We start from the raw sequence: 12,619 nt of genomic DNA on the forward strand, positions 1-12,619 counted from the left end.
CGCCAACGGCGGTCAGCGGACACCTCAGGCGCTCTTGTCGAGATAGCGCTCGGCATCCAGCGCGGCCATGCAGCCGAAACCGGCCGAGGTGATCGCCTGACGGTAGTGCTGGTCGGCGACGTCGCCGGCGGCGAACACGCCGGCCACCGAGGTTTCCGTCGCCGCGCCGTTCAGGCCGGAGCGAATCTCCAGGTAGCCGTTGTTCATGGCCAGCTGGCCATCGAACAGCTGCGTGTTGGGATGGTGGCCGATGGCGACGAAGAAGCCATGCGCGTCGATGTCGCGGGTGCTGCCGTCGATGGTGGACTTGACCCGCACCCCGGTCACGCCCGCATCGTTGCCCAGCACCTCGTCGATGGCGTGGTGCCAGACGGTTTCGATCTTGCCGGCGGCAACCTTGGCGAACAGCTTGTCCTGCATGATCTTTTCCGCGCGCAAGGTATCGCGGCGGTGCACCAGGTAGACCTTGCGGGCGATGTTGGACAGGTACAGCGCTTCTTCGACCGCAGTGTTGCCGCCGCCGACCACCACCACGTCCTGATCCTTGTAGAAGAACCCGTCGCAGGTGGCGCATGCCGAAACGCCGCGGCCCTTGAAGGCCTCTTCGGTGGGAATGCCCAGGTATTTGGCGGTGGCGCCGGTGGCGATGATCAGCGCGTCGCAGGCGTACTCGGCGCTGTCGCCTACCAGGCGGAACGGCCGTTGCGACAGGTCCGCGGTGTGGATGTGGTCGAAGATCACCTCGGTGTCGAAACGCTCGGCGTGCATCTGCATGCGGTTCATCAGGTCCGGGCCCATCAGGCCGTGGGGGTCGCCGGGCCAGTTGTCCACTTCGGTGGTGGTCATCAGCTGACCGCCTTGCTGCAGCCCGGTGATGACCACCGGCTTGAGATTGGCGCGCGCGGCATACACCGCGGCGGTCCAGCCGGCCGGGCCGGAGCCGAGGATCAGCAGGCGGGAATGCTTGGCAGGACTGGCAGAAGAGGCGCTCATGTATACTCGCGATCTAGGAATTGATAGGGATGGCGCAGGTCAATCGCGCCCCCGTGGCGGCATAGAGTGGCGGTCCCCACCCGGTGAATCAAGGCGGCGCGATGGAACTGCTTGAGCCGCAGATGGCATGGTCCGCCCGCAGTGCATGTCCGACGCCGCCTCGTGCGGCGTTTTTCGTTGATCCGCACGCGGCGAGGCAACCGGTGGTCATACAACAGCTGTCAGCATGGCCTCAGTCGTTTATTATCAACCACTAACAGCATTTTTCTAAGGTCTGGCTACAGGTGGCAAAGCAGGTTCCCGAACGCAGCAAGCCCGCAGAGGGCAAGTCGTCGTCGCGCAAGCCGGCGGTGGCCGACAATCCGCGTCGGCAAAAGCTCTGGCGCGATCTGGCCTTGATTGCGGTAGCGCCATTGCTGCTGTATCTGCTGGCCAGCCTGTTCACCTATTCGGCCGCCGACCCGGGCTGGTCGCAGACCGGCAGCGTGGTCGCGCCGGTGCACAACATGGGCGGCCGTGTCGGTGCCTGGATTGCCGACGTGTTGCTGCAGCTGTTCGGTTACGTGGCCTTCCTGCTGCCGGTGGTGCTGGGCGCGGTGGCCTGGATTGCCTTGTTCGGCATGGACAAGGAAGGGCAGGCCGAGGCCGACCTGGGGCCGGCGTTGCGCCTGGTCGGCATGGTCGGCTTCCTGATCTCCTCGACCGGCTTCCTGCACCTGCGCCTGTTCAATGGCGACGTCGCGGGGGCGGGCGGCATCCTTGGGCGATTGGTGAGCAACTCACTGAGCGCCGGCTTCGGCGCGCTGGGCGCGAACCTGTTCGTGCTGGTGCTGCTGCTGGTGTCGATCACCCTAGCCACTGGCCTGTCGTGGTTTGCGGTGATGGAGCGCATCGGCAGGTGGGTGCTGGCGCTGGGGCCGCTGATGCAGCGCAAGACCCACCAGGCCAGCGAGTGGCAGCAGACCCGGGTGATGCGCGAGGAGCGCGAGGAAGTGCGCAAGGTCGATGCGGTCAAGCAGGCCAAGCGCGAGCCGGTGAAGATCGAGCCGCCGCCGGCACCGGTGGTGGAAAAAAGCGAACGCGCCAAGCGCGACACCCAGATTCCGATGTTCCAGGGCGTCAGTACCGACGGCTCGGACCTGCCGCCGCTGGCGCTGCTGGACGATCCCAAGCCGCAGGCCAAGGGCTATTCGGAAGAAACGCTGGAAACGCTGTCGCGGCAGATCGAGTTCAAGCTCAAGGACTTCCGCATCGAGGCGCAGGTGGTCGGGGCCTATCCGGGCCCGGTGATCACCCGCTTCGAAATCGAGCCGGCGCCAGGCATCAAGGTCAGCCAGATCAGTTCGCTGGACAAGGACATCGCGCGCGGGCTGTCGGTGAAGTCGGTGCGTGTGGTGGACGTGATTCCGGGCAAGTCGGTGATCGGCCTGGAAATTCCCAATGTCACCCGCGAGATGATCTTCCTGTCGGAGCTTCTGCGCTCCAAGGAATACGACAAGTCGGCCAGCCCACTGACGCTTGCGCTGGGCAAGGACATCGCCGGACGCCCGACCGTGGCCGATCTGGCGCGCATGCCGCACTTGCTGGTGGCCGGTACCACCGGCTCGGGTAAGTCGGTGGCGGTCAATGCGATGGTGCTGAGCCTGTTGTTCAAGGCCTCGCACAAGGAACTGCGCATGCTGATGATCGACCCGAAGATGCTCGAACTGAGCGTCTACCAGGGCATTCCGCATCTGCTGGCGCCGGTGGTCACCGACATGAAGGAAGCCGCCAACGGCCTGCGCTGGTGCGTGGCCGAAATGGAGCGGCGCTACAAGCTGATGAGCGCCGTGGGCGTGCGCAACCTGGCCGGCTTCAACAAGAAGGTCAAGGACGCCGAGGATGCCGGCCAGCCGCTGATGGACCCCCTGTTCAAGCCGAATCCGGAACTGGGCGAAGCGCCGCGGCCACTGGAAACGCTGCCGTTCATCGTCATCTTCATCGACGAATTCGCCGACATGATGATGATCGTCGGTAAAAAGGTCGAAGAGCTCATCGCGCGTCTGGCACAGAAGGCACGTGCGGCCGGTATCCACTTGATCCTGGCCACGCAGCGTCCGTCGGTGGACGTGATCACCGGGTTGATCAAGGCCAATATCCCGACCCGCGTGGCATTCCAGGTCAGCTCCAAGATTGACTCGCGCACCATCCTGGACCAGTCCGGCGCCGAGGCGCTGCTGGGCAATGGCGACATGCTGTACCTGCCGCCGGGCACCGCGCTGCCGGACCGCGTGCACGGCGCCTTCGTCAGCGACGAAGAAGTGCATCGCGTGGTCGAGCACCTCAAGGCCAGCGGGCCGGTGTCGTATGTGGACGGCGTACTGGACGAAGTGCAGACCATGGGCGATGGCACGGTGGTCGGTGCCACCGGCCTGCCGGAAAGCAGTGGCGGTGGCGGCGACGAGTCCGACCCGTTATATGACGAGGCACTGCGGATCGTGACGGAGACCCGACGCGCCTCGATTTCCGGCGTGCAGCGTCGCCTGAAGATCGGCTACAACCGCGCTGCGCGGCTGATCGAGGCAATGGAAGCCGCTGGCGTGGTCAGCCCGCCCGAACACAACGGCGACCGCACGGTGCTGGCACCGCCGCCGCCCAAGTGAGTGCGGCGGCGATCGCAGCGGGCTAGCCGGCGATCGGGACGGGTGGCGTTACGGGGCGTGCAGATTGCAGCCCGCCGCCGCGCCCGACGCCTGCGCCCTGGGTCATTCTGGTTGGCCTTGGCGGCTCACTGAGGCGGCCTGCCCAGGCCGCGGCGGTCCACCGCGTGCAGTGCAGTGGCGAGCGCAACCGGGCCCGGCAATGCGGCAATGTTGGAAGTCGATGCCTGTCATCGCGCGGCACACCGGCTACCCTGTCTGACGAAGGGCCGCTCCGGCCCGCCGCGATCGAGACCCATGCTGCGTCGTCCGTTGTTGTTGTTTGTGCTGATCGTCTCCGCGCCGCTGCTTGCCCAGGCGCAACAGCAGGCCGCGCCTGCCGCAGCTGCACCGCGCACGCAGGCCGATACCAACTACAGTTTCGTGCGCTATCGCGCCGACTACGAAGTGCGCGCCGACGCAAGCAGCGTGGAGACCGACGAGTACGAGATCCTGCTGAAGACCAAGTCGGCGGTGGAGCAGTTCAGCCAGGTGCGGCTGAGCTATAGCGAGAAGATGGAAACCCTCGAGGTACTGGCGGCCTACACCGTTACCGCCGAAGGCCTGCGCCAGGACGTGGCGACCGACAAGATCTATACCCAGGAGAGCTACTCCAGCGCCTCGGCGGCGATGTACGCCGATCGCAAGGTCAAGGTGGTGGTGTTCCCGAATCTGGCGCCGGGCGCGCGCATCGTCTACCGCGTGCGTCGGGCGCAGAACACCCCGTATTTCCCCGGCTATTTCAGCCTGTGGGAGACCTTCAGCGTGTTTGCGCAGTACGACGATGCGGTGGTTACCCTGGTGGCGCCCAAGGCGCTGCCGATGCATTTGTCCGTGCGCGGCCTGCAGGGCGGCACCAAGCCGGTGGTCCGCGGCGATCAGGCACGCTGGGAGTGGCGGTATCAACGCGCCGTGCCGATGAAGAACCAGAACTGGAGCGCGGCGACCTGGGAGTTCAGCCCCACCTTGATGGCCAGCACCTTTGACAGCTGGTCGCAGATGGGCCTGGCCTATCACGTCAAGGGTGGGCGCGCGGCGGCGGTCACGCCGGCGATCCAGACAGTGGCCGACCAGGTCACCCAAGGCATCGACGACCCGCGCGCGCAGGCGGCGGCACTGTACGCCTGGGTGGCGCGCAACATCCGCTATGTCGCGGTGTATCTGGGCAACGGCGGGCTGGAACCCAATAGCGCCGACAGCATCCTGGCCAACCATTACGGCGACTGCAAGGACCACACCGTCATCCTCGAAGCGCTGCTGGCGGCCAAGGGCATCGCCAGCACGCCGGTGCTGATCGGCGCCGAGGGCGGGCCGACGCTGCCGCCGATCCCGGTGCTGGGGCGCTTCAATCACGCCATCACCTACATCCCGGCGTTCGATCTGTATGTCGATTCAACCAACCCGTACGCACGCTTCGGGCAGTTGCCGGCCGGCGATCTCGGTGCGCCGGTAGTGCACACGCGCGACGGCAAGGTCACGCACACGCCGCCGAACGACCGCAAGGTCAATCGCTATGTCGCGCGCACCGAGTACCGGTTCACGCCGCAGGGCGGCCTGCAGGGCCTGACCACACTGGATAGCGGGCAAACCGGCGAGGTGGGCCTGCGCGCGATGTTCGTGCAGCTCAATGCGCAAAACCGCAACCGCATCGAAGAGTCGATCATTGCCCAGTCCGGCTTCGACGGCACCGGCGATCTGTTGATCCAGGGCGATCCGCTGGATCTGGACGCGCCGTTTAACTATCGCTATCGCTTCCAGGCCGACGACGCGGTGGATTTTTCGGTGGTCGGCGGCATGACCTTGCCGGACATGCCGGGGGCCGAATCCACGCGCGGCATCTACACCACCACCTCGGCCGAAGACAATCTGACCCCGTTCTACTGCAATGACAGCGTGCGTGAGGAAACCTACGTGGTGACCTTCCCGGAGACGGTGCCGATCATCGCCATTCCGCGCAGCAGCAGGTTTCGCAATGCCGCGGGCGAGTACGCAGTGGACTGGACGCGGCAGGGGCACACCGTCACGGCGGTGCATCGCCTGCAGCGTGCTGCCGTGCGTGGGCCGCAGGCGCTGTGCCAGCCGCAGGACTATCGCGCGTTTCGCGAGCTCTACCAGCAGGTGCGACGCGGTTTTCGCGGGCAGATCGTGTATGGCGATCTCGCCAAGGTGCAGACCGCGCCATGACGGCGGGCGAGTGCGCCGCATGAACAGGTCGATGCGATAGCGCTCACCCATTCATCTACGAAGCTTCAGAATTGACGCACTCCTTCAGGAAGACCGCGATGCATCGCCAGCTCCGTTATGCCGTCCTCGCCACCGCCCTGTTCGCCGGTACCGCGTTTGCCGGTGCGCGCCAGGAGCTGGATACGTTCACGCGCGGCCTGAAAGGCTTGGACGGGCAGTTCAACCAGCAGGTCACCGATGGCAATGGCCGGGTCAAGGAGCGCTCGAGCGGGCGGGTGGCCTTATCGGCACCGCGCCTGTTCCGTTGGGAATACGCCAAGCCCTACAAGCAGTTGATCGTGGCCGACGGCAGGAAGGTGTGGGTGTTTGACCCCGACCTGGAGCAGGTGACGGTGCGTGCGCAGGGCAGCGAAGAGCAGAACAGCCCGCTGGTGGCCCTGATCGACCCGGCGCGCCTGGACAAGCAGTACGACGTCAGCGAAGAAGCCGCACCGCGCGACGGGCTGCGGTGGTTGTCGCTGACGCCCAAGGTCGACACCGAAGCCAGCTTCCAGATGGCCTCGCTCGGGTTCGGCAAGGACGGCCTGGCCAGGATGGAAGTCGTCGATGCGGTCGGCCAGCGCACCGCGATCAGCTTCAGCGGGTGGAAACGCAATCCTGCATTTGCCGCCGACACCTTCCGCTACACCCCGGCCAAGGGTGTGGATGTGGTAGGCGACGCGCAGTAACGGGTCGCTTGCACGGCACCTGCAGATGTCTTTCTCTGCAAAGGCGTCTGCCGCCACATCGTCGTTCGCATTCAAGACCCATGCGTGGCCGGCACGGTGCATGCCGCCAACGCGCACCGTCACCGCAATGCCCTAACGCGATGGCGCGATAGAATGGGGCGTGGCACGAACCAGATCCCCCATTGAAGGCACCGCCGATCTGCTCAGCGTGGACGCCGATCACCTGCGTCCGCTGGCCGAGCGCATGCGTCCGCGCACGCTGGATGAAATGGTCGGTCAAAAGCGTCTGCTGACAGCCGATAGCGCGCTGCGCCGCGCGGTGGAATCCGGCCGCGTGCATTCGATGATCCTGTGGGGCCCGCCGGGCTGCGGCAAGACCACGCTGGCGCTGCTGCTGGCGCATTACGCGGATGCCGAATTCAAGGCGATTTCTGCGGTGTTGTCGGGATTGCCGGAGGTGCGGCAGGTGCTTGCCGAAGCCGCGCAGCGCTTTGCCGGTGGTCGGCGCACGGTGCTGTTCGTCGATGAGGTGCATCGCTTCAACAAGGCGCAGCAGGACGCGTTCCTGCCGCACATCGAGCGCGGTACGATTCTGTTCGTCGGCGCGACCACCGAGAACCCCTCGTTCGAATTGAACTCGGCATTGCTGTCGCGTTGCCGCGTGCACGTGCTGGAAGCGGTGTCGCCGCAGGACATCGTCGAAGCGCTGCAGCGGGCCTTGCACGATCCCGAGCGCGGGTTGGGCCAGGAGACGATCCAGGTCAGCGATGCATCGTTGCTGGAAATCGCCGGCGCCGCCGATGGCGATGTGCGGCGCGCCTTGACCCTGCTGGAAATCGCCGCCGAGCTGGCGACCGGCGAGGGCGGCGAAATCACGCCGCAGACGCTGCTGCAGGTGCTGGCCGACCGCACTCGTCGCTTCGACAAGAACGGCGAACAGTTCTACGACCAGATCTCGGCACTGCACAAGTCCGTACGCAGTTCCAACCCGGATGCCGCGCTGTACTGGCTCACCCGCATGCTCGACGGCGGCTGTGACCCGGCCTATCTGGCGCGCCGGCTGACCCGCATGGCGATCGAGGACATCGGTCTGGCCGATCCGCGCGCGCAGAGCATGGCGCTGGAGGCATGGGATATTTACGAGCGCCTGGGTAGCCCGGAAGGCGAACTGGCCTTCGCGCAGCTGGTGCTGTATTTGGCCAGCACTGCCAAATCCAACGCCGGCTATGCCGCCTTCAATCAGGCCAAGGCCGAAGTGCGCGCCACCGGCACGCAAGAGGTGCCGCTGCATCTGCGCAATGCACCGACCAAACTGATGAAGACGCTTGGTTACGGCCAGGATTACCAGTACGACCACGATGCCGAAGGCGGTATCGCACTGGATCAGACCGGCTTTCCGGATGCGATGGGAGAGCGGGTCTATTACAACCCGGTACCGCGCGGGCTGGAGATCAAGCTCAAGGAAAAGCTTGATCGATTACGCGCCGCGCGCGCCCAGGCGCGGGCTGACAAGGCCGGCAAGTCCACGGCATAATCGTGGCCGCAGGAGATGGCATTCCTCCTTGAACCGCACGCGCTCTGCGCGCTGATGATGCCTGCCCACCCCGCCGGGGCGGCAGGTCCGTGCCCGGCATCGCTTCTTGACCGAGGATGGATGATGCCGTTTTTGCATGCTGGTTCTTCAAAGACACTGCCGGCCGCCGACTGCGGGGTTACCGCATGAGCGCGCCGGTGTGGTGGCAGCAACTGTTGCTGGCAATGACCGGCGGAGCGCTGGGGTCGGGACTGCGGTTTGCGATCGGCGCATCGTTGCTGCAGCGCTTTGGCAGCGGGTTCCCGTGGGGAACATTGACCGTCAACCTGGTGGGCTCGTTCGTCGCCGGCGTGCTGATGGTGTGGCTGGAGGCGCGTGGTCCTTCGAGCTGGCCGCTACGCGCCTTGTTGATTGTCGGCGTGATCGGCGGGCTGACCACCTTTTCGTCGCTGATGATGGAGTGCCTGATGTTCGCGCGCAGCGACCGCTCGACGCTGATCGGCGTGTATCTGGCGGTGACCCTGGTGGCCGGGCTGACGTTGGTGTTTGCCGGTGCGCGTGCCGGGCAGTGGTTGATTGCACGCTAGGTCGCGGCTTGCCGCACCCTCGCGACAGGCAGACGCGTCTTGCGTGCTTGGTAAGCCGTGCTCTTCGAAAAATCCGAAGGCGTGCTTTCGCACGCCTTCGGTGAGCATCTGACCTGTTTGACGAGAGCGGCATGGCGGCCGATCTTGCGATGCCTGACTTACAGCGCTTCGATGATGCCCGCTGCACCCATGCCGGTGCCGATGCACATGGTGACCATGCCGTACTTCTGCTGGCGACGACGCAGGCCGTGCACCAGGGTGGCGGCGCGGATTGCGCCGGTGGCGCCCAGCGGATGGCCCAGCGCGATCGCGCCGCCCAGCGGGTTGACCTTGGACGGGTCCAGTTCGCTGTCGCGGATCACTGCCAGCGCCTGCGCGGCGAAGGCTTCGTTGAGCTCGATCCAGTCGAGCTGATCCTTGGTCAGACCGGCCTGCTTGAGTGCCTTGGGGATGGCGGCGATCGGGCCGATGCCCATCACTTCCGGGCGCACGCCGGCGACCGAGAAGCTGACGAAGCGGGCCAGCGGGGTCAGGCCGTAATCCTTGATCGCCTGCTCGGACGCCAACAACACCGCGCCGGCACCATCGCTCATCTGCGACGAATTGCCAGCGGTCACGCTGCCGCCGAACTGGCCGTTACGGAACACCGGGCGCAGCTTGGCCAGGCCTTCGAGCGAACTGTCCGGGCGCGGGCCTTCGTCGGTGTCGACCAGGCGCTTGCGCAGCGCGATGACATTGCCCGCCAGTTCGGGCTGGTGCGAATGGATTTCGTACGGGGTGATCTCGTCGCGGAACTCGCCGGCAGCAATCGCGGCAATCGCCTTCTGGTGCGAAGCCAATGCGAACGCATCCTGATCTTCGCGCGAGACCTTCCACTCCTCGGCGACCTTTTCGGCAGTGATGCCCATGCCATAGGCGATGGCCACATGGTCGTCGGCAAACACGCTCGGCGACATGGCGACCTTGTTGCCCATCATCGGCACCATCGACATCGACTCGGTTCCGCCGGCCAGCATCAGGTCGGCATTGCCCAGGCGGATCTGGTCGGCCGCCATCGCCACGGCCTGGATGCCGGACGAACAGAAGCGATTGATGGTCTGACCGGCGACCGAATTCGGCAGGCCGGCCAATAGCACGCCAATGCGCGCCACGTTCATGCCTTGCTCGCCCTCGGGCATGGCGCAACCGATGATGGCGTCGTCGATCCGCGACAGGTCGATGCCCGGCGCCTGCGCGACCACTGCGCGCAGCACGTGCGCCAGCATGTCGTCGGGACGGGTATTGCGGAACACGCCCTTGGGTGCCTTGCCGACCGGCGTACGCGTGGCGGCAACGATGTAGGCGTCTTGAATCTGCTTGCTCATGGCTATCTCCGATAGCCGGGATTCGGGATTCGGGAGTTGGGATTCGTCAAAGCGAATCCGCGTGCCCGAATGTTCCTGCCCGGCGGATGAATTTGGTGGAAGTGAGAATGGTGGAGCACTGGGGACGCGCTGTTACGAATCCCCAATCCCCAATCCCGAATCTCAGTTCCTCAACGGCTTGCCGGTCTTGAGCATGTGCCCAATCCGCGCCTGGGTCTTTTCCTGCTGCGCCAGTTCGACGAAGTGCTTGCGCTCGAGCTTGAGCAACCATTCTTCGTCCACCAACGCGCCGCGATCGACTTCGCCGCCGCAGACCACGGTGGCGATGCGGGTGGCGATCTCGTAGTCGTATTCGCTGATGAAACGGCCTTCCAGCATGTTGACCAGCAGCATCTTGAAAGTGGCGATACCCACATCGCCGGCGACCTGGATGCGACGGGCCGGCAGCGGAGCGCGGTAGCCACCCTCGGCCAGGGCACGGGCTTCGGCCTTGGCGATGTGCAGTGCCTCGTAGCTGTTGAAGACGATCTTGTCGGTGGCACGCAGCAGGCCCAGCTCCTTGGCGTTGACCGCCGAGTTGGACACCTTGGCCATCGCGACGGTTTCGAAGGTCTTCTTCAACTCGGCGAACACGTCGCCGCCCGGACCCGCCGCAATCGAAGCGCGGACCGCGATTTCCTTCAAGCCGCCACCGGCCGGCAGCAGGCCGACGCCGGCCTCCACCAGGCCGATGTAGCTTTCCAGCGAGGCCACGGTCTTGGCGCTATGCATCTGGAACTCGCAACCGCCGCCCAGTGCCAGGCCGCGCACCGCAGAAATCACCGGCACCTGCGCATACTTGATGCGCTGGCTGGTGGCCTGGAAATTGGCGACCAACGCGTCGAACGCATCGACCTTGCCGGCCTGCAGCAGGCCAAGCGCGCCGGCCAGGTCCGCACCGGCAGAGAAGGGCTCCTTCTGCTGCCAGATCACCAACCCGGCGAAGTCCTTCTCGGCGCGGCCGACGACTTCCTGCAGGCCGTTGAGCACGTAGTCGGACACGGTGTTCATCTTGGTCTTGAAGCTGACCACAGCGATGTCGTCGCCGTCATGCCACATGCGCACGCCGTCGTTTTCGAACACGGTCTCGCCCGGCGAGAACTGCTCGCCCAGCAACGGATCGGGGAAGCGCTGGCGCTTGTAGACCGGCAGGGCAGAGCGCGGCAGTTTGGCATCGCGCGCCGGGCTGTACGAGCCTTCCGCACCATGCACGCCATCGCGGCCGTCGAACACCCAGTTCGGCAGCGGCGCGCTGCTCATGCTCTTGCCGCTGGAAATATCTTCGGCAATCCACTGTGCCACCTGTTTCCAGCCGGCGGCCTGCCAGGTTTCGAACGGGCCGAGCGACCAGCCGTAGCCCCAGCGGATCGCCAGATCCACGTCGCGCGCGGTCTCGGCGATGTCGGCCAGGTGATAGGCGCTGTAATGGAACAGGTCGCGGAACGTGACCCACAGGAACTGTGCCTGCGGGTGCTGGCTTTCACGCAGCTTGGCGAACTTTTCCGCCGGGTTCTTGATCTTCAGGATCTCGACCACTTCCGGCGCGGCAGTGCGATCAGCGGCGCGGTAATCCTGCTTCTGCAGGTCCAGCACCACGATGTCCTTGCCGACCTTGCGGAAGATGCCGGCGCCGACCTTCTGGCCCAGCGCGCCCTTGGCGATCAGCGCTTCCAGCCACTTCGGCGAGGTGAAGTACTGGTGCCACGGGTCGTCCGGCAGGGTGTCGCCCATGGTCTTGATGACGTGCGCCATGGTGTCCAGGCCGACCACGTCCGAAGTGCGGTAGGTAGCCGACTTCGGGCGACCCACCAGCGGGCCGGTCAACGCATCGACTTCGTCGAAGCCCAGGCCGAACTCCTGCGTGTGGTGGATGGTGGACAGGATCGAGAACACGCCGATGCGGTTACCGATGAAGTTCGGGGTGTCCTTGGCATACACCACGCCCTTGCCGAGCGTGGTCACCAGGAACGCTTCCAGACCTTCGAGCACGGCCTTGTCGGTGCCCTTGGCCGGAATCAGCTCGGCCAGGTGCATGTAGCGCGGCGGGTTGAAGAAATGCACGCCGCAGAATCGGTGGCGCAGCTGCTCGGGTAGCACGTCGGAAAGCTTGTTGATGCCCAGGCCGGAGGTGTTGGAGGCCAGCACGGCATGATCGGCCACGAACGGAGCAATCTTCTTGTACAGGTCCTGCTTCCAGTCCATCCGCTCGGCGATCGCCTCGATGATCAGGTCGCAGTCGCGCAGCTGCTCCAGGCCGCTTTCGTAGTTGGCCGGGGTGATCGCTTCGGCTAGCGCCTTGCTGGCGAGCGGGGCAGGGCTGAGCTTGCCGAGATTGGCGATGGCCTTGAGCACGATGCCGTCGGCCGGACCTTCCTTGGCAGGCAGGTCGAACAGCACGGTGTCGACACCGGCATTGGTGAGGTGCGCGGCGATCTGCGCGCCCATGACGCCGGCACCGAGCACGGCGGCGCGACGGACTAGCAACGGATTGGACATAGCAATGGCCTCTTGG

At 65.4% G+C, this 12,619-nt stretch carries 8 protein-coding genes and 1 riboswitch; of the genes, 5 read left to right on the plus strand and 3 right to left on the minus strand.

Features of this window, described 5'->3' with window-relative positions:
• Window positions 1-24: 24 nt before the first annotated feature.
• On the minus strand, window positions 25-993 hold the full coding sequence (gene trxB / locus ABQZ09_RS17620) for a thioredoxin-disulfide reductase (protein ID WP_349777503.1): 969 nt from the start codon (window positions 991-993) through the stop codon (window positions 25-27).
• Between the two features lie 284 nt (window positions 994-1,277).
• Here trxB and ABQZ09_RS17625 point away from each other — a divergent pair, with 284 nt between their 5' ends.
• The 5 genes from ABQZ09_RS17625 (at window position 1,278) to crcB (ending at window position 8,704) form a co-directional block, all read left to right on the plus strand.
• Entirely contained in the window at window positions 1,278-3,635 is a 2,358-nt protein-coding gene (locus tag ABQZ09_RS17625; RefSeq protein WP_047695180.1) for a DNA translocase FtsK, read from the plus strand.
• 294 nt (window positions 3,636-3,929) lie between these two features.
• Complete coding sequence (locus ABQZ09_RS17630) at window positions 3,930-5,855, plus strand: DUF3857 domain-containing transglutaminase family protein (RefSeq protein WP_349777504.1); 1,926 nt, start codon at window positions 3,930-3,932, stop codon at window positions 5,853-5,855.
• 98 nt (window positions 5,856-5,953) lie between these two features.
• The gene (lolA, locus tag ABQZ09_RS17635; RefSeq protein WP_349777505.1) at window positions 5,954-6,583 is read left to right on the plus strand and encodes an outer membrane lipoprotein periplasmic chaperone LolA; all 630 of its coding nucleotides are present in this window, start codon (window positions 5,954-5,956) and stop codon (window positions 6,581-6,583) included.
• A gap of 244 nt (window positions 6,584-6,827) precedes the next feature.
• Window positions 6,828-8,117, plus strand: coding sequence for a replication-associated recombination protein A (locus ABQZ09_RS17640; protein WP_266103901.1), 1,290 nt, complete (start codon window positions 6,828-6,830; stop codon window positions 8,115-8,117).
• A gap of 2 nt (window positions 8,118-8,119) precedes the next feature.
• Window positions 8,120-8,188, plus strand: a riboswitch (Fluoride riboswitch).
• A gap of 114 nt (window positions 8,189-8,302) precedes the next feature.
• On the plus strand, window positions 8,303-8,704 hold the full coding sequence (gene crcB / locus ABQZ09_RS17645) for a fluoride efflux transporter CrcB (RefSeq protein ID WP_104580620.1): 402 nt from the start codon (window positions 8,303-8,305) through the stop codon (window positions 8,702-8,704).
• Between the two features lie 158 nt (window positions 8,705-8,862).
• Here the strand turns inward: crcB and ABQZ09_RS17650 are convergent, their stop codons facing one another.
• Complete coding sequence (locus ABQZ09_RS17650) at window positions 8,863-10,068, minus strand: acetyl-CoA C-acyltransferase (protein ID WP_349777506.1); 1,206 nt, start codon at window positions 10,066-10,068, stop codon at window positions 8,863-8,865.
• A gap of 162 nt (window positions 10,069-10,230) precedes the next feature.
• Complete coding sequence (locus tag ABQZ09_RS17655; RefSeq protein WP_349777507.1) at window positions 10,231-12,603, minus strand: 3-hydroxyacyl-CoA dehydrogenase/enoyl-CoA hydratase family protein; 2,373 nt, start codon at window positions 12,601-12,603, stop codon at window positions 10,231-10,233.
• Window positions 12,604-12,619: the final 16 nt, after the last annotated feature.

Origin of the sequence: Xanthomonas sp. WHRI 6106 (assembly GCF_040202405.1) — a bacterium.
Lineage (GTDB): Bacteria > Pseudomonadota > Gammaproteobacteria > Xanthomonadales > Xanthomonadaceae > Xanthomonas > Xanthomonas cannabis.